The following is an 18,371-nucleotide window of genomic DNA, read 5'->3' on the forward strand; positions in this document are numbered from 1 at the left end:
TGTCAGAGGAGCAGGCCGAGACGTGGCGGCAGGGTGCCGTCCAGGGTGTGCCGCCCCAGATGGACGTATTTCCACCGAGCGGGATCGTGCAATGTGTGCACGCGTAGATTGCGCCAGTGCCGGTCGAGTGCGTACTTGGTGTCGGTTGCCGATGTCCCGGTCAGTTCGAATATGCCGCTGGCGATCTCGACGGCGTATTCCTGGGCCAGGGCCTTTGCCGCTGCCACCTGAAGCGAGGCCGCTGCCGCTGCGTCGCGGGTCACTTCCGGTGCGTCCAGCGCGTCGTCGACCAGGCGCGAGCCGTGTGCCAACAGTGCCTCCAGGGCATACAGTTTGGCGGTCAGTTCCCCGAATCGGCGGATGACATGTGATTCGTCGGCGGCGCGTTCGACGTGTGCCTCGAACCACGGCCGGCTACGCGACGCGACGAAGTCCGCACCGTCTTCGAGCGCGGCTCGGGCGGTGCCGACGTCGATGGCGGTGTGCAGCGCCTGATCGAATGCGCCGAGGACCGACGGTTCCGCCGACAGGGGGTCGGGGTCTGGACCTTCGTCGATGACCAGATCGGCGGCGACGTGGACTTCGTCCAGAACGACTTCGCCGCTGGCTGTGCCGCGTTGACCGAAGGACGACCAGCGGTCCAGGTTCAGAATAACGCCCGGATCATCGGGGCGAACGAAAACAGTTGCTCCGTGGTCGGTTCCGCTGATCCTGGCAGCGACGGCGATCCAGGTGGCGCCGAGTGATCCGGTGGCGTAGAACTTCGTTCCCTCGAGTACCCAGTCGCCATCGGATTGTCGAGTCACCGTGGTGGTGCGCTCCACGCTGGTCCGGGTTCCTCGCTCGACGGTGGCGTTGCCGAGCTGAGCCCCGTTGAGGACGTCTCGGTAGATCCGCGGAGCGGGTTCGTCGGACTGCAGACCGCGGATGGCGGCGGTGACGACGTAATGGGCCAACAGCAGTTGGCCCACGGCCGAGTCGGCCCGCGCGAGAATACGCAGTACCTCGACGGCGGTGGACCGGGGTAGGTCCGGGCCGCCGAATGTCTTGGGGACCAGTATTCCCAGCAGACCGGAGCTGCCGATTTGAGTCAGCGCATCGGTCGGCAGGCTGCCGTCGATCTCGCGTTGCACGGACCCCTCGGCGGCTGACGCCGCGACGGTCCTCGCGACACCTAGAGCGTCCTCGACGGTTCGCAGAACGGGTACGGCGGTGATGGTGGTGGGCATCGGTGCGGGCTCCTCGCTTTGGGTCTGCGAAAAAACTAGAGAGACCGGAGATGGTTGAAAAGATGGTTCAAGCGACGCTGAAAGCGCTTGCAGGAACGCTGCACTCGATCTGTGTTGCAATGGCTTTGCCGGCCGCAGTGATCAATCCGACCACGGTGGCCAGAACGCTTGCCGGCACCGGTGCAGCGGCGGTGGCTATGGACACCTTGCGCACGGGGCGGTGCCCCGCGACCCTGCGGATGGCAACGTCGGTGCGTGCGCCCGATGCCGCAAGTGACGGCACCAGGGACACACCGAGCCCGGCGGCGACGAAGCCCTGCACCGTCGCGTACTCTTCGGCGCGAAAACTGACGTTCGGTTCGAATCCCGCACGCTCGCAGGTGTTGCGGAAGACGCGGGTGTCCGGGCACAGACCTGTCTGGCTGCTCACCACCCAGTTCTCGCGGGCCAGTTCGGCCATCGGCACCTCGATCCGGTCCACCAGGCGATGCCCCGATGGCAGCACCACGAAGAACTCGTCGTCATAGACGTCGAGCGTGGTCACGCCCGGGAAGTCGGTGTGTTCCCCCGGCACTTCGGTCACCATCGCGGCGTCGACGTCACCGTTGCGCAGTAGTTCCACCCCGTCGTCGGGATCGACTGTCACCAATTCCACTGCCAGCCCCGGCAATACCCGTCGAGTGCGAGCAATGGCCGGTGGCAGGATGACCGCCGCAGCGCTGGCGAACGATGCGATGCGCACCACGCCCGGCCGCCGGGTGGTGCCGTTGGCGAGGTCGCGCTCGGCGGCAGCCACGGCACCGAGGATCGTGGGTGCGTGCTCCAGGAGGGTGCTACCTGCGGGTGTGAGGCGCGCACCGGACGGGCCGCGCACCAGCACGGTGCAACCCAGGTCGCGCTCCAATGCGGTGACCTGCTGGGAGACCGCCGATGTGGTGTAGTTCATGGCAGCAGCTGCGGCACTGAGAGATCCGCAGCGTGCTATCTCCTGCAACACCACCAATCTGCGCACATCGAACATCTCGCGAAGACTAGGAAGGATCTGCGGCAACCGGCAGGGTTGCGCTCATGACGACGGCAACTCTCCGGCTAGACCGGTCAGTAGCCGGATCCAGGGACGCTCCTGGGCCGGATCCCGTGATGGCGTTCGGCGACATCGGGATGTGCGCGGGTTCGTGATTTCCAGGCGTTCTCACCGTAGGTGTTGAAGATCGGATTGTCGGGGTCGGTTTCGACACCACGAGCCAGGGCTGCCAGTTCGTCGGGCAGCACGATCAGCGGGACAGTGGCATCGAGGGCCGGATTCAGGAAGTAGGGGATCGATACCCGGTCGGTGCCCGGCTTCGGTGACAGCACCCGGTGCCGGGTGGCCCGCAGGTAGCCACCGGTGGCGACTTCCAGGAGTTCGCCGATGTTGACGATGAACGCACCGGGCACCGGCGGTACGTCGACCCACTCACCCGCGGTGAGCTCGACCTGCAGGCCCGTCGAGTCCGGCTCGACCAGAAGCAGCGTGAGCACACCCGAATCCTTGTGTGCACCAACGCCTTGGTCGCTGGCGGCGCCACCGGGGTAGCGCACCACCTTGATCAAGGTCGCGGGAAGTCCGGCGAACGCCTCGTCGAACAGGTCTGCGGCGGCCCCCAACGACTCGGCCCAGAGCCGGAGCAACCGCAGACCCACCGCCGACAGCGAGCGGTCCCAGTCTTCGAAGGCCGCGCGGAAACCCGTCGGCTGCTCGGGCCACAGGTTGGGGCCCTGCAGCCGCCAGTAACCCTCGGCGCCGGGCACGGTGGCGCGCTCAGGGCCGATATCGATCTGTTCGCGCCAGTCCACCTGGCCGTTGGTCAGCTCACCGCCCAGGCGGGAGTAGCCGCGAAACTGCGGGCTCTGCAATTGACTGATCCGGTTCTTGACATCGACCGGCAGCGCGAAGAACTCGCGAGCCGACCGCAGTACCCCGGCGGTCTGCGCGTCCGAGACACCGTGCCCGGTCAGATAGAAGAACCCGTACGTGTGGGCGGCCTCACGCAACGTGACTCGGAAACCGTCGGGGTCTGTCTGCGACTTTGACAGATCGAGCACCGGGAGCATTCTTCACACCCTGCACCATCGCCGACGCCGGACCAATCCGCGTCAACAGATCCTTCATCGGCGTGAAGATGGGGTACAAACCGGATCCGGGCGACGCCGACGCGGTGAACGACGCGAGCCCCGCCCGAGCCGACCCCGGAATTCGAAGGTCAAGATGTGCGGCCCGGGCCGCTGTGGGATCGTTAGGGCACGGTCGTGTGCGGGCGGGGATCGGAGGGCGCGAGTGAAGGCGACTCGGTATCGGATGGCGACGGCGCAGGTCGTGGGCGACTGCGGTAGGGCATGCAGTCGACGCCGTCAACTCTGTCCAGAGGGACAGCCCGACCATGCCGACGCGTTGGGAGCCGTGGCGGCGCCAGGGCGCGGGCTGCGACAGGGCATGCGCAGCTCATCGCTGCGGCGGCGGGCCGGTATGTCGGTCGGGGTCGCAAAGGACCCTGCTCCGTGGATGAAAGCCCATGTCGACCGCCTGGCCGTGTTGCTCGCCAACGATCACGGGATGTGGATACCCCGCCAGGTGCTGCGCGCCGAGCTGGCCCGATACCTCACGGATTGTTCATCGCTGTTCGCGGTAAGTCGTTTCGAGGCTCGGAGCTATGTCACCGAGGACATGATGCGGCAGTCCGCGGCGGAACTCGCCAGGAACTACCGGCGACGGATACGAACCGCACCGACTGACACCCCCGGCGGGGCCCAGCCCGCCACCGCGATTAGCGCTGAACAAGAGCGGGACAGCGGTTATCTTTTCAAGTAAGACCGGCGCCGTCCTCGGTGCGGCGGAGGGTGTGCAGGGGACCGATATGTACCGACAGGGTGTTCTGAGCGCCACCTCCGGCATCGACAACGCCAAGGTGTGGCAGGCCGCGAATGGCGAGTGGCCCCAGGTCATCGACGAGCTGATCGGCGCTGCGGCCGAGGTGCCGGTACTCAAGGCCCTGCTGCGGATAGCGGAGGCGGTATTACGTCCCGACTCGTTCGCGCACGTTCTCGAGGTCATCGCTGAGCAGACCGTCGGAGCGCTCGGCGCAGCATCGGTGTCCATCTGCCGATGGGAACGCAATAGCAACGCCCTGCAGACGCTGATCAACGTGGGCAACCTCGGACCGCATGAACGTCGTTGGCCCTCCGACGAGTTCTATTACGTGGCGAACGAATCGGATGTCGCCGAGCTGCTGCACGAGGGTCGCTCCTATACCCACCACATCGACGATCCCGCTTGCCCGCCACGGTCCAGGATGCTTCTCGAACAACTCGGCAAAGAGTGCGAGCTCGCCGTCCCGATCATGGCCGGCGACGTGATGTGGGGTGAGGTATGGGTGAGCGGGGCCGACGGCCGCCGCTTCGACCATGGCGACGCCCAGCTCCTGCAGGCGGTTGCCGCCTTCGTGGCCATCGCGATCGGGCGGTCGGAGCTGATCAGCACCATCTGGGGCTACGCCTTCGAAGACCCGCTGACGGGGCTGGCGAATCGACGAGCGCTCTCGGAGTTCTGCGATGGGATCGAATGGGGCCAGACCGACGTGGTGGCCCTCGTCTGCGATCTGGACGGGTTCAAACAGGTCAACGATCAGTCGGGCCATCCCGCCGGTGACCAACTGCTTCGCGATGTCGCCGCGGTGCTGTCCGGGCTGGCGCACACCCTTCCGGGCGCGCTGGTGGCCCGGTTGGGTGGCGACGAATTCTGCATACTGGTGCCCAACGCGACGATGTCGCATGCCCAGGAGCTGGCCAAGTGCGCGACCCGTGATATCCGCGACGCAGTCGGCGGAATGGTCAGCGTGTCCTGGGGTGCTGCCGCCACGAGCGAGCGCAGCGACTGCACCGGCGACGAGTTGTTGGCCGCCGCGGACGCGGCACTGCGTGAGGCGAAGCGCCACGGCCCGGCTCATTTCAGTTCGGTGGTGATCTCCGAGCACCTTCCGGTCGGGTCGAGGGACCGCAGCATCGATGTGCACCGCGGCACGCAGTTTCTGACCGACAGCGTCGTGCGGATCCTCGGCGAGAACCCGAGACTGTCGCATCTGGAGGCCTTGGAGGTCCTTGCCATCCAGATGCAGCGTGCGGTGAACACGTGCGCCTACGCGTTGTCGGTCGTGTCCGCCGACGGCGCGTCGGTGTCGACGGCGCGCAAGATGGATATCGTGCGCGAGCCCGACTCGGATCTGGCGATCCTCACCGATCTCGGTGTCGACGGCGGTGAGCTTGCCGACTACCCGGAGACCGAGCGTGCGATCAGGGAGGCGTCGACGTTCTTCGCGTCCCGTGACGACGAGTCGTCGGATCCCAGCGAGGTGGCCTTGTTGGAGGTACTCGGGTACCGGGCGGTGCTCGGGGTGGCCGTGCACGCGACAGAGACCAAGTATTTGGTCGAGTTCTACTGCAATACCGATATCCAACAGTTGCGCGACATCGCACCGCTGGCTCAGGTTCTCGCGCACTATTGCGTGTCGCGGCCCGCCGTCGACCTCACCGACGCTGACGGTTCAGCAGGACGTCGCGAACATGAATCGGTACTGCCAGACCCGCTGCCATCGCGGCGATGATCGCAACAGCCGTCGCTGCGCTGGAGGCAGTGGTGGCCAACAACTCCGGGGCGGGATCGCCGGCAAGTCCAACCACGCCGTTCACCGTTGCCAGCACATACGAGCCAGGAACCAGCGATACCACCGACGCGAAACCGATACCGGCAAAGGGAATTCGCAAAGCGTGTGAGAGCGGCGCCAGCGTGGTGCCGACGATCAGGCAGGCGATGAGGGCGGCCGTCGCGGGCCCGCAGTGCCATAACGAAAGCGCCGCCCAGTGCCCGGCATGTGCCAGCATGCCGGCAGCCACCGGCCACAGGATGAACCGGTAGGGCATCGAGAAGTACACCGCGTAGCTGGCTGCCGCGACCCCCGCGGCAATCACATCGCCGGGCAGCGGTGTCTTCAATGCGGTTCCGAGTTCGGGGAAGTGAGCGCCGCCCAGCTGCACACCGAGCAGTAGTCCGACGCCGATCGCAATGAGAATCACTGCTGCCCAACCGATTCGGCACATTCCCAACCCCGCGCGTGCGGACAACAGATCCAGCGCGCCGTTGAGGATGTGCGGGCCGGGAACCAGGATCAGCACGGCGCACAGCGCCACGAGCGCCGCCCCGGCACCCAGCTGAGCGTTCATCGCGTGGGCGCCGATGAGCCCCGAGACCGTGGCGGCGAGGAACGCCTGGGGGAGCGGCCCGGCACCCCAGTGGCCGGCCACGCGCCGCAGGATTCCCCCGACCGCCCCGGTCAGTGCCGCCAACAGCACCACGGTCGGGTTGTCGGCACCAAAGATGACCGCAAGCGCGCCCGCCCCGCCGGCGCAGGCCAAGATGAACAGAATGGGGTGCGATAGTGGCAGCGATGCCGCCTCGGTGAGTGCGCCCCGTACCTCGTCCAGAGCTACGGGACCGTCCTCGGCGGTGTCCACCACCCGCATGACGGCGGCCACCCGCGCGATGTTCACTCCGGTCGGTGACACCGGTACGGCCTGAGCCGCACCGGTGTCATCACCGGAATCGGTCAGTATCAACGACTGCCATGAGGGGATGAGCGTCGTGGAGATACCCAGACCGTTGTTCAGCCTGTCCACCGCTGCCAGTGTCATGCCGGTGGATTGGCCGTTGTTCTGCAGCATCGCAGCAACTTCGAGCACGGTGCTGCTCGCTGATGCCGGACTGCCCATGGTGGCTCCCTCGTGGTCGGTCCGCCCACCCTATGCGGTGCGACCACGATGCGGATCGGTAACGGTGCCTGCCTACTGGTAGATCGCCTGGTACAGCTCGATCACCTCGTCGGCGTCGGGAACCCGTGGGTTGTTGCCCGGTGAGCCGGAGGCCAGTGCTTGGGCGGCCATCACCTCCAGGCGGGAATCCCAGTCCGTCGAATCGATGCCGTACTGAGCCGGTGACGGCACCGCGACATCGGCGCACAGGGCGTCGAGCTCGTCGACCAGCGCACCGGCTGCCACCGCATCACTGGCCGAATCGTCGGCCACGCGCATCGCACGCGCACACTCGGCGTAGCGCCCGGTCGCCGCCTGTGCCGAGAACCTGGTAACGGCGGGCAACAGCATCGCATTCGACAGACCATGTGCGACATGGAAATGCCCGCCGATGGGGCGACTCATACCGTGCACCAGGGCCACGCTGGCGTTGGAGAATGCCATCCCAGCCTGTGTGGAGGCCAGCATCATCGCTTCCCGCGCGGCCCGATCCTCACCGTCGGCATACGCGCGTCGCAGGTTGGCGCTGATGGTGCGCATGGCCACCAGCGCCATTCCGTCGCTGAACGGATTCGCCCGACGGCTCACGTAGGCCTCGATGGCGTGGGTGAGTGCGTCGACACCGGTGTCGGCGGTCAGGCGGGCCGGCATCGACATGGTCAGCTCGAAGTCGATCACGGTCGCGATCGGAAGGAACGACAAACCGGGACACAGCATCTTCTCGTCGGTGTCGTCATCGGTGATGACCGTGAACTGCGTTGCCTCCGAGCCGCTTCCCGCGGTCGTCGGTACCGCGACGATGGGCAGCGCGGGACCGGCGTACAGGTTCGGTGCCTTGAAGGAGTTGATATCGCCCTCGGCGACGGCCAGGACGGCCAGCGCCTTGGCGGTGTCCATCGGGCTACCACCGCCGAATCCGATGACACCGTCGGCCCGGTGCCGTCGTACCGTCTCGAGTCCGGGCAGCAGCGATGATGATGTTGGATCTGGCACGGTCTCGGCGAACAATGCCGGCTCACAGCCGGCCTCGCGCAAAATGCCCAGCAGGCGGTCGGCCTGACCGGTATCGGCGAGGTAGCCGTCGGTCACCAGCACCGGACGCGTGATACCGACCTGTGCGCACAGGGTTCCGAGGTCGGCGGCAGCGCCGGCGCCGACCTTGCTGTGTCGGGGGAGAGTCACGTTGTAAGACATGGGTTTATCCGTTCTCGGGGAAGCCGAGGTTGATACCGCCGTGGGAGGGGTCCAGCCAGCGGGTGGTGATGGCTTTGGTGCGCGTGTAGAAGTGGACGCCTTCGGTGCCGTGGGCGTGGGAGTCGCCGAAGAGGGAGGCTTTCCAGCCGCCGAAGCTGTAGTAGGCCATGGGGACGGGGATGGGGACGTTGATGCCGACCATGCCGACCTCGACCTCGTTTTGGAAGCGTCGGGCGGCGCCGCCGTCGTTGGTGAAGATGGCGGTGCCGTTGCCGTAGGGGTTGGTGTTGATCAGTTGCAGGGCTTGGTCGTAGGTGTCCACGCGCAGTACCGACAGGACGGGGCCGAAGATTTCGTCGGTGTAGACGCTCATGTCGGGGGTGACGTTGTCGAGCAGGGTGGGGCCCAACCAGAAACCATCGGCACCACCGTCGGCTTGGACATTGCGGCCGTCGACGACGACCTTGGCGCCGTCGGCTTCGCCGGCGTCGATATAGGAGGCGACTTTGTCGCGGTGGGCTTTGGTCACGAGTGGGCCCATGTCGGTGTTGCGGGTGCCGTCGCCGATTTTCAATCCGGTGGTGCGTTCGGTGATTTTGGCGACGAGGTCGTCGGCGATGGGGCCGACGGCCACGGCGGCCGAGATGGCCATGCAGCGTTCGCCTGCGGAGCCGAAGCCGGCGTTGACCATGGCGTCGGCGGCCAGATCGAGGTCGGCGTCGGGCAGGATGACGGCGTGGTTTTTGGCTCCGCCGAGGGCTTGGACGCGTTTGCCGGCTGCGGTGGCGGTGGCGTAGACGTATTGCGCGATGGGGGTGGAGCCGACGAAGGACACCGCCTTGATGGCGGGGTTGGTGAGTAGTTCGTCGACGGCGGTTTTGTCGCCTTGGAGGACGTTGAACACGCCGTCGGGCAGCCCGGCTTCTTTCCACAGTTGGGCCAGCCACAGGGAGGCCGATGGGTCTTTCTCCGACGGTTTGAGTACGACGGTGTTGCCGGCGGCAATGGCGATGGGGAAGAACCACATCGGGACCATGGCGGGGAAGTTGAACGGGGAGATGATGGCGACCGGGCCCAACGGCTGCAGGATGTTGTGGACGTCGACGTTGGTGGAGGCGTTTTCGGTGTAGCCGCCCTTCAAGAGGTGGGGGATGCCGCAAGCGAATTCGACGACTTCTTGGCCGCGGGCGACTTCGCCGAGGGCGTCGGAGACGACTTTGCCGTGCTCGCTGGTGATGATTTCGGCGAGTTCGCCTTTGCGGGCGTTGAGTAGTTCGCGAAAGGCGAACAGGATTTGGGTGCGTTTGGCCAAGGAGGTGTCGCGCCAGGCGGGGAACGCGGCGGCGGCGGCGTCGATGACCGTGCGGGAGTCCTCGACCGAGGCCAGGGCGACATGACCGGTCACCGCACCCGACGCCGGGTTCGTCACGGGCGCGGTCTGCCCCGAGGTGCCTTGAAACAGTTCGTTGTTCAGCCAGTGGCTGATGGCCGTGGGCCGAGATGCGGTCTGAGTCACCCCACCATGGGAAGTGAGATTTGCGCACGAGTCAACGAGTAAATACGCTCCGGTGACTGCAAAATTGCACGATAGGAGGTCGCATGCTCAGCGCGGACAATCTTCGCTACTTCCTCGAGGTGGCGCGGGCCGGTCGGCTGAGTGACGCCTCCCGGGTATTGGAGGTCGACCACACCACCGTGGGGCGTCGGATCACCGCGCTCGAGCGGTCGGTGGGTGAGCGGCTCTTCGACCGAGCCCCCAGTGGGTGGCGACTCACCGAGGCGGGCAAGCGGATGATGCCTCGCGCGGAGGCGGTCGAATCGGCGGTAATGGCCGCCTACGATGTCCAAGGTGCGACGCCGGATGTCTTGACCGGGTCGATTCGCATCACGTCCACAGACGGTTTCGGCGCGTTCATCATCGCGCCGCACCTCGTGGAGTTGAAAGCCGCGCACCCGCGTCTGAGCGTGGAGCTGGTCACGGCGACCGTGCACAATGCGGTATCCGAGCGGCATTTCGACGTCGCCGTGACCCTGGAACGGCCCACCTCCCGTGCGGTCCGCTCGGAGGTGCTGTGCCATTACGACCTGGGTCTCTACGCGACCGCGGAGTACCTGGAAACCCACCCGCCCATCGCGAAAGTGTCGGATCTGCGCGCGCACACCCTGATCTGGTACGTCAATGCATTGATGGACGTGGAGCCGCTGAGAATTCTCGACGAGCTGCCCCATGTCCAGAACGTCGACGCGCAGATATCCAACATCACCGGCCACTGGCTGGCGGCGCGAAGCGGGCTCGGGGTCGCGCCGTTGCCCGCTTATATCGCCAACGGTGATGAACGCCTGATCCGGGTGCTGCCCGATGCCTTCAGTGTTCGCAGGCTGTACTGGTTGGTGGTTCCGCGGGAGCTCGAGCGTCTTGAGCGGGTGCGCACCGTTTGTGCATTCCTGCGCGACACTGTGCAGGCGCATCCCGACCTGAGTCTGGGCAAGCGCCGGACCTAACCGCTCCAGGTTCGAAAAGTGCTGCGCTACAGCGTATTTGAAAGTTTGCAACAGAATGCAGAATCGCCTGCATTTATGCACGGCGGGGTGCAGTAATGGCCATTGACTTCAGCCTGCACCGCGGATGAGATGTAGTTCACATCCCTAGGTGAACGACCTCGGTGTGGCGCAGAACGAGGTGCTCGCTGCGTCATGCCGCCCGCCCACGTGATGTCACCGAACGCATCGGAAGCCCGCCGCGCAGATCAGAGTCGGAAAGGACTCATGCCTTGAGTTTGAGAAGTTACTTCCACGGTCCGGCCACCAGTCTGGACGACCAGGTGGAGAGTTACGCAACCACCCGGGTGCCGGACAGCCAGCGCTGGCGCCGACCCGCCATCCTGCTCGTACTCACCGGCAATGTGACCGCCATGTTCTGGTTTGCCCTCGGCGGTCAGATGGGATTCCTGGTCGGATGGCCGGGGGTGCTCGTCCCGATCGCCTATATGGTCATCGGTGCGACCGTGGTCGGCGCCCTGGTCATGCGGATCGCCAGCCAGCAGGGCCTCTCCCTGCCGCTGCTGTCCCGGGGATTGGGGTTCGGTGCACGCGGTTCTGCCATCGCCTCCTTCGTCTACGCCGTCAACTACGTCTTCTACTTCATCTTCGAGGGCAGCATCGTCTCCCACGGACTCAGCGAGATCCTCGGGATTTCCATCGATTCCGCAGCGGCCAGCGTGGTGTTCGCAATCGTCGCGTTGATCGCGCTGTATTACTCCTGGCGAGGCATGCATTCGATGAATGTCCTGCAGCGCTTCGGCATGCCGATATTCCTGATCCTCTTCGTGATCGGCATGGTGATGCTGGCCAACGGCTATGTACTCGCTGGACCGGGTGAATGGGTCGTCGAAGACGGTGTGACGGCGACCGCGATGTGGCAGGCCCTGAGCCTTGCCAACGGCCAAGTGGTGTTCCAGGCGCTCATCGCCACCGACTACGGACGTTTCGTCAAACGTTCGGTGTCCTATGTGGGCACCGGTGGGGTGATGCTGGTCGAGCTGTTGATGATTTCGGTCGTCATGGTGCTCGGCGTCTTCCTCGGGTTCACGATGATCGAGTACTTCGACGGAGAGCGCTCCGCCCGTGAGCTGGCTGCCACCGATCCCGGTTTGATCTTCGCAGTCGTGATGGGTGTGCTCGGCGTCATCTTCGCCATCCTGACCCAGGTTCGGATCAACGTCATGAACCTTTACTCAGGATCGTTGGCCCTGTCCAATGCCTGGGATGTGCTCTCGCCGAAGCGTGTCGGCCGGCAGTGGTGGATGGTGCTGCTGGTGGTGCTCGGGATCGCGCTGTACCCGATCAACGTGCTGCAGTACACCGACAAATTCCTCGCGGTCACCGGCATCATGACCAATACCTGGATCTTCATCCTGCTCAGCGACTACTTCATCTGTCGCAAGCTTCTCAAGCTCGCCCCCAGCACGCTGGTCGAGTACCGCGAGGGTAGGGTCAAGAACTGGAATTACTGTGGAATGACCGCTCTAGCAACCGGTATCGCGGTCGGCGCACTCGGAGTGGCAGGTGTGTACCCGTTGTACTACGCATCGTTCGCCGCAATGTTGGTAGGTCCCATCGTGTACGTCCCGCTGACTATCCTGAGCAAGGGCTCCCAATACGGGCTGCCGGCCGCCGATGCCGAGGATCCCATGGCCGACGAGCGCAGCTCGACGACTGTCGATGCCACCGAGTGAGCCGAGAAATGCTGAAAAGGATTGTGAAGAGATGACCGATACCCACACCGATACCGGGTCCGCCGACACGGCGGAGCTGCACTACCGGGAGATCAGCGAACTGGTACCGCTGCTGGCGAGCGGAGAGATCAGCTCTGCGCAGTTGACCGAGATGACGCTGGAGCGCATCGGCGCCGTCGACCAGCGCCTGGGATCTTTTGCCTTCGTCGCCGCCGATGAGGCGCGAGTGCGCGCTCAGGAGTCCGACCAGCGTCGCGAGGCCGGTGCCTCGCGCGGTCCGCTGGACGGGATTCCATTGGCCATCAAGGACATCTATGACAAGTCCGGGTGGCGAACCGAGGCGGGCATGGCGTTGCGTGCCGGTCAGGTGGCCGATGACACGGCGACGGTGGTCACCAGGCTGGAAGATGCCGGTGCGGTCATCGTGGGCAAGGTGCATACCACCGAGGGCGTGTACACCGAGCACACACCACCCTTTCGGGCGCCGCTGAATCCATGGGATCCCAACCGCTGGGTGGGGGTGTCCTCGAGCGGCAGCGGGGTCGCCCCGGTTGCCGGGTTGTGCTATGGCGCACTGGGTTCGGACACCGGTGGATCCATTCGCATGCCGTCGGCCTCCAACGGTGCAACCGGTCTGAAGCCCACCTGGGGACGGGTCAGCCGCGCCGGTGTCGTCGAGCTGGCGGCCACCCTCGACCATGTCGGTCCGATCTGTCGATCCGCCAGGGATGCCGGGTTGATCCTCGGGGCGATCGCCGGGGCCGATCCGCGCGACCCCACCGCCTCGCTGCAGCCGGTCCCGGAGTTCGGTACGGAGATGCCGACATCGTTGCGGGGTGTCCGGATCGGCGTCGATCCGTCGTGGAGCTACCGAGACGTCAGTGCCGATGTGGAACAGGCGCATCGGGCTGCCGAAGAGATGTTGCGGGATCTGGGTGCGGAGCTGGTGCACACCGATCTGCCCGATCCCACGCAGGCCATCACCGACTGGTTCGGGGTCTGTGCGGTGCAGACCGCCCGGTCACACCAGAGCACGTTCCCCGCGCACCGGGACACCTATGGACCGGCACTGCGCGAGCTGATCGAGCGTGGCATCGCCATGTCCGGTATCGAATACGACGAGCTCCTGCAGCGACGCCTGATCTTCAAGGGAGAGATGGAAGCCGCGTTGGCGCCTCTGGACGGTGTGCTCATTCCGGCCATGTCGTTCATCGCGCCGCCTGTGGAGAAGATGATCCGGATGGACGAAGAGACCACCGCCGGGGTGCACCGCTTCACCGTGCCGTTCACGCTCTCGCAACTGCCCACCATCACCTTCCCCGGCGGATTCACCACCACGGAGGCCGGTCTGCCGTTCCCGGTCGGCCTGCAGATGGTCGGCAGCGCGTTCACCGAGCGTCGCCTCGTCGATATCGTCGGCGCCTTCCAGGCCGCGACGCCGTGGAACAAGCGGCATCCGCACTTGTGAGCCGTGCGTAGTCCTGTCCAAACCGGTCCACGCCTGTCGGAGCCGGTTACCGGCCAGTAGGCTCGGGTGCGAGGGGACGGGAGCTCATATGGCGGAGACACGATTCGTCGAGATTCACGGGGTGCGGCAGGCGGTCGTCGACCAGGGTGACGGTGACGAGGTTCTGCTGCTCATCCACGGTATGGCAGGCAGCGCCGAGACCTGGCGGGCGATATTGCCCCAGCTGGCCAAAAAATACCGCGTGATCGCGCCCGACCTGCTGGGTCATGGCCAGTCGTCCAAGCCGCGGACCGACTATTCGCTGGGTGCCTTCGCCGTCGGTCTGCGCGATCTGCTCGATGAACTCGGGGTGGGTTCGGCCACCGTGGTGGGTCATTCGCTGGGCGGTGGTGTCGCGATGCAGTTCCTCTACCAGCACCCCGAGTACTGTCGCCGGCTCGTGCTCATCGGCAGCGGTGGGCTCGGCCCCGATGTGGGCTGGATCCTGCGACTGCTGGCGGCACCGGGTGCCGAGCTCATGATGCCGGTGATCGCGCCCCCGCCGGTTCTGCGTGCCGGCAACGCGGTGCGCTCCTGGTTGACATCGGTGGGTCTGCGGTCACCCCGGGGAGCCGAGATCTGGAATGCCTATTCGTCCTTCGCCGACAGCGAGACGCGGGAGGCGTTCCTGCGCACATTGCGATCGGTGGTGGACTATCGCGGTCAGTCGGTGAGCGCACTGAACCGGTTGAACCTGCGCGAGGAACTTCCGGTGTTGGCGATCTGGGGAGAAGACGACAACATCATCCCGGTCGACCATGCGTACTCCGCGCTACAGGCCCGTCCGGACTGCCGCCTCGAAATCCTTCCGGGGATAGGACATTTCGCCCAGGTAGAGGCGCCGTTCGAGGTGATCGAGCTGATCGACGAATTCATCTCGACCACGGAACCCGACGATCCCGCGCGAAACTGAGATCCTGTTCCTTTCAGAATTGCAGCTCGGTGACATCGGCGGGACGCCCCAGGTGATAACCCTGCCCCAACCGGATGTCCAGATCGCCGAGGATCTGCAACTGGCGGCAGTTTTCGATGCCCTCCGCGACCGTCAGCGCGTTCAGTTCGCGTGCCAGCACCGCCACCGCGGACACCAGTGCGCGCCTGGCCGGATCGGACTCCAGACCGGTGACCAGTTCGGCGTCGATCTTGATGACATCGGGCCGGATGCGTAGTAGTTGGGTGAGGCTGGCATAGCCCGCGCCGGCATCGTCGATCGCCAGCAGAATGCCGGACTTGCGCAGCGGCTGCAGCCCCTCGAAGGTGTTGGGCGGATAGGGCGCGTGCTCGGTGAGCTCGAGCATCAGGCGGCGATCCGAGGACATCAGACACTGCTGCAGGCTGGCATCGACGGCAGTCTCGGGGCTGAGATTGACCGAGATGATGTAGGACTGCGGGATTGCCCTCGCCGCGCGCAGAATGGCGTGTAGAGCAGCTGCCTCGATGGACAGGCTGCGGCCGAGTCCCCTGGCAATGGCGAACCAGTCTGCAGTGCTGCGCTGCGTGACGTCCGCCGGGAAGCGGGAGAGGCCCTCGTAGCCGACGGTGGTACCGGATTTCAGATCGACGATCGGCTGGAACACCGGACAGATCCGCGGGTGCTCGAGCAGGCTGTCCAGTTCGGCGTGCGCGCCCTCGTCGAGGGTTTCCTTGGGCATCAGCAGTGATCCCGCAAACCGCGCCGACGAATCATGCAGCGTTCCGATGCCCTCATCGAACATGTCGCGCAGAAGCACGGCCATCTCGGCCTGCGCGCCGATGAGAGCTGAGATGAAACTGCTCACGGAGGTGAGCCCGGCGATATCCGCCGCGTCGAACACATCGTTGCCGGCTGCCACCACCGAGAGCGCGCCGACCGCCCGGTGCTGGTGGAAGAGCGGAATCACCGCCCAGGACCCGATGCCCATCTCGACGGCGAGCCGACGCGTCTGTTCCGGTAGCCGATAATCTTCCGCAACGTTCGGGCTCAGCTGTGGCTGCCTGGTCGACAGCGCGAGTTCCTGGAAGGACCCGACTGCCGGCACCACGGTTCCCAGTGCCGGCGCGCTGAGCCCGTGCGCGGAGGCGAACACGAAGGATCCGTTGGGGGTCAGCATGCCCACCGCCGCGCCGTCGGCTTTCGGATTGAATATGCAGACCTGCTCGGCGATCCGGGATAGCAGTGACTCCGGGTCGACCGATGCGGTCAGCGCGGCAATCAGTCGCTTGACGGGAACTCCTCGGGCTCGCGCGGCGCCCTCTCGTAGGCCGCGGCGCTTTCGATCGTGGTTTCAATCAGCAAACTAGCCGATGTTGGTCTACGCCACGTCGGAACTCGCCGATTCGACCTAAGCAAACAAGTGCTTGGTTCGGCACTTGCCACCGAAAGAGTGACATTTCAGCGGCGTCCGGTGAAGATATGTCGATGCAGGTGGTGATCCAGAGAAAGGCGCCTCGATGTCAAGGCTGTGCAAAGGCATTCTCGTAGCAGGAATCGGCTTCGTGGCGGCGGTGACCAGCCTGGCCGGTCCGGGGGTGGCCAATGCCGAGCCGCCACCGAACTGCACCGTGGCCGATATCGCAGGCGTGGCCGGTGGAGTCAACTTCGCCATGTCGGCCTACCTGTTCACCCACGCCGACGTCAACGCGGAGCTGTCCAGCTTGGAAGGGTTACCCCAGGAGCAGACCGTCGAGCGGGCCCGCGCGTACCTGGAGGCGCACCCGCAGGTGGCCGCGGACCTGCGGGGTATCCGCGCGCCGTTGACCGAGCTGCGGACACGCTGCAACGTGTCGCTGCCCATGCAGCATGACGTCCTGGGCTGAGACATGATCGGCAAAATCGCGCGGGCGGCCGTTCTGGCAGCGATCACCGTTGGCGGGCTCGGCATCGTCGGAGCGCCGATCTCGGGGGCGACGGTGTGCGGCTCGGTGGGCGGGTTCCACGTCAACGTGTCGGGGTGTACCGATCCGCTGGGATACCTCGACAGCGCCCTGCCGCCACCCCCGCCGCCGCCCCCTCCACCGGGTGCGCCGCCACCCCCTCCGCCGCCGGTCTACGTGCCGCCGCCGCCCGCGCCGGATGTCAGCGTGTGCGCAAACTTCGGCAGGCGGGTCAGCGTCAGCGGGTGCGTCTGAGGCGTGAAGCGGATCGCCTAGCGGCCGGCGTCGAGCGTCAGCACCGAGATGTCCGGCGGGGCGCCGACACGTACCGGCGGACCCCAGAACCCGGCACCGCGAGACACGTACAGCTGGGTTTCCTGGTGGGTCGACAATCCGGCCAGGGATGGTTGCACCGCCTCGACGATGTACTGGAACGGCCAGGTCTGTCCGCCGTGGGTGTGACCGGACAGTTGTAGGTCGACGCCGCGCGCAGCGGCCTGCTCGACCATGACGGGCTGATGTGCCAGGAGCACCGTCGGGTGTCGTCCGTCGATACCTGCCAGTGCCCGGTCATAGTCGGGTGGGTCGCCGTGCTCGTCGCCGGCGAGGTCGTTGACCCCGGCGATGTGCAGTGCGGCGCCGCCGCGGCGGATCATGGTGTTCTCATTACGCAGCGGGGTGACGCCGAGGCGATCCAGCTCGCGCAGCCACGGCATCGTGTCGGGGACGAAATACTCGTGGTTGCCGGTGACGAAAAACGAACCCTCGCGGGATACCAGATCTTGGAGCGGCTCAGCTGCATGGCCGAGCTTCTCGACCGTGCCGTCGACCAGATCGCCGACGATCGCGACCAGATCGGCATCGGCCGCATTGATCATCTCCACGATGCGCTCGGTGTGGCTGCGTCCCAACAACGGCCCAAGGTGAATATCGGAAACCACCGCGATGCGAAAACCGTTGAACGCCGCGTTCAATCGGTTCAGTTTGATCGGCACCTGCAAGACATTCGGCGGGCCGAGCGCGGTGGCCACTCCGTAGCCCACCAACCCGGTTGCCGCCACGCCTGCCGCCGCGGCGCTGGTCCTGGTCAGGAACACCCGCCGGTTGAGTGCACCGGAAGGCGGCGTGATGTCGGCGGTGGTCCCTGCTTCGGTGGGCTCACCGGGCCTGGCGTTCTCGCCCCGCCGCACCCATCCCCGCAACACCAATCGGATCGGTTCCAGCAACAGCAGTGTCAGAAGCAGATAGCCGACCAGGGCGAACCAGAGATATCCCGGCCAGGCGAACCATGCCGATTCGTCCAGCCCGGTCAGCCGCGGCACCAGCAGGGCCATCACCAACACCGCGGCCAGGGCCAGGAAGACGGCTGTCAGCACCGTGCGAGCACGTCCCGGCCCGGTGGTGTCCTTGATCAGTCGCTTCCACACGTAAAGGTGGGTCAATCCGAGCACCGCACACAAGATGATGATGAACATGCAGGCGGTCAGCCTCGTGCTCGGACCAGAGTCATCTGAC

At 65.7% G+C, this 18,371-nt stretch carries 16 protein-coding genes; 8 read left to right on the top strand and 8 right to left on the bottom strand.

What is annotated here, in order from left to right:
• Positions 1 to 2: 2 nt before the first annotated feature.
• The 3 genes from PGN27_RS21815 to PGN27_RS21825 form a co-directional block, all read right to left on the bottom strand.
• Entirely contained in the window at positions 3 to 1,229 is a 1,227-nt protein-coding gene (locus PGN27_RS21815) for an acyl-CoA dehydrogenase family protein (RefSeq protein WP_335327975.1), read from the bottom strand.
• Between the two features lie 67 nt (positions 1,230 to 1,296).
• On the bottom strand, positions 1,297 to 2,250 hold the full coding sequence (locus PGN27_RS21820) for a LysR family transcriptional regulator (protein ID WP_335327976.1): 954 nt from the start codon (positions 2,248 to 2,250) through the stop codon (positions 1,297 to 1,299).
• A gap of 77 nt (positions 2,251 to 2,327) precedes the next feature.
• Complete coding sequence (locus PGN27_RS21825) at positions 2,328 to 3,323, bottom strand: isopenicillin N synthase family dioxygenase (protein WP_335327977.1); 996 nt, start codon at positions 3,321 to 3,323, stop codon at positions 2,328 to 2,330.
• Positions 3,324 to 3,771: 448 nt separating this feature from the next.
• Between PGN27_RS21825 and PGN27_RS21830 the strand changes: the two genes are divergently transcribed.
• Complete coding sequence (locus PGN27_RS21830; protein WP_335327978.1) at positions 3,772 to 4,077, top strand: hypothetical protein; 306 nt, start codon at positions 3,772 to 3,774, stop codon at positions 4,075 to 4,077.
• 46 nt (positions 4,078 to 4,123) lie between these two features.
• Positions 4,124 to 5,866, top strand: a complete 1,743-nt coding sequence (locus tag PGN27_RS21835; RefSeq protein ID WP_335327979.1) for a GGDEF domain-containing protein — start codon at positions 4,124 to 4,126, stop codon at positions 5,864 to 5,866.
• On the opposite strand, the gene PGN27_RS21840 is transcribed toward PGN27_RS21835, so the two are convergent.
• The 3 genes from PGN27_RS21840 to PGN27_RS21850 form a co-directional block, all read right to left on the bottom strand.
• Entirely contained in the window at positions 5,790 to 7,028 is a 1,239-nt protein-coding gene (locus tag PGN27_RS21840) for a threonine/serine exporter family protein (RefSeq protein WP_335327980.1), read from the bottom strand. The genes PGN27_RS21835 and PGN27_RS21840 overlap by 77 nt on opposite strands.
• A 72-nt stretch (positions 7,029 to 7,100) precedes the next feature.
• Positions 7,101 to 8,261 (bottom strand): iron-containing alcohol dehydrogenase, encoded by a 1,161-nt coding sequence (locus PGN27_RS21845; RefSeq protein WP_335327981.1) that lies wholly within the window; start codon positions 8,259 to 8,261, stop codon positions 7,101 to 7,103.
• Between the two features lie 4 nt (positions 8,262 to 8,265).
• Entirely contained in the window at positions 8,266 to 9,777 is a 1,512-nt protein-coding gene (locus tag PGN27_RS21850) for a CoA-acylating methylmalonate-semialdehyde dehydrogenase (protein ID WP_335327982.1), read from the bottom strand.
• Positions 9,778 to 9,860: 83 nt separating this feature from the next.
• On the opposite strand from PGN27_RS21850, the gene PGN27_RS21855 reads away from it, so the two are divergent.
• From PGN27_RS21855 to PGN27_RS21870, 4 genes are all read left to right on the top strand, one after another.
• Entirely contained in the window at positions 9,861 to 10,763 is a 903-nt protein-coding gene (locus tag PGN27_RS21855) for a LysR family transcriptional regulator (RefSeq protein ID WP_335327983.1), read from the top strand.
• Between the two features lie 269 nt (positions 10,764 to 11,032).
• Entirely contained in the window at positions 11,033 to 12,496 is a 1,464-nt protein-coding gene (locus tag PGN27_RS21860) for a purine-cytosine permease family protein (RefSeq protein WP_335327984.1), read from the top strand.
• 31 nt (positions 12,497 to 12,527) lie between these two features.
• Entirely contained in the window at positions 12,528 to 13,964 is a 1,437-nt protein-coding gene (locus PGN27_RS21865; protein ID WP_335327985.1) for an amidase, read from the top strand.
• An 88-nt stretch (positions 13,965 to 14,052) separates the two neighbouring features.
• On the top strand, positions 14,053 to 14,916 hold the full coding sequence (locus tag PGN27_RS21870) for an alpha/beta fold hydrolase (protein ID WP_335327986.1): 864 nt from the start codon (positions 14,053 to 14,055) through the stop codon (positions 14,914 to 14,916).
• Positions 14,917 to 14,929: 13 nt separating this feature from the next.
• On the opposite strand, the gene PGN27_RS21875 is transcribed toward PGN27_RS21870, so the two are convergent.
• Complete coding sequence (locus PGN27_RS21875; protein WP_335328821.1) at positions 14,930 to 16,198, bottom strand: sensor domain-containing phosphodiesterase; 1,269 nt, start codon at positions 16,196 to 16,198, stop codon at positions 14,930 to 14,932.
• Positions 16,199 to 16,433: 235 nt separating this feature from the next.
• Between PGN27_RS21875 and PGN27_RS21880 the strand changes: the two genes are divergently transcribed.
• A complete protein-coding gene (locus PGN27_RS21880) occupies positions 16,434 to 16,799 on the top strand; it encodes a heme-binding protein (protein ID WP_335327987.1) in 366 nt (121 codons plus the stop codon).
• A 3-nt stretch (positions 16,800 to 16,802) separates the two neighbouring features.
• A complete protein-coding gene (locus tag PGN27_RS21885; protein WP_335327988.1) occupies positions 16,803 to 17,111 on the top strand; it encodes an RNA-binding protein in 309 nt (102 codons plus the stop codon).
• Positions 17,112 to 17,128: 17 nt separating this feature from the next.
• On the opposite strand, the gene PGN27_RS21890 is transcribed toward PGN27_RS21885, so the two are convergent.
• A complete protein-coding gene (locus PGN27_RS21890) occupies positions 17,129 to 18,331 on the bottom strand; it encodes a metallophosphoesterase (protein ID WP_335327989.1) in 1,203 nt (400 codons plus the stop codon).
• Positions 18,332 to 18,371 lie beyond the last annotated feature (40 nt).

It is taken from the genome of Mycolicibacterium neoaurum (genome assembly GCF_036946495.1).
GTDB classification, from domain to species: domain Bacteria; phylum Actinomycetota; class Actinomycetes; order Mycobacteriales; family Mycobacteriaceae; genus Mycobacterium; species Mycobacterium neoaurum_B.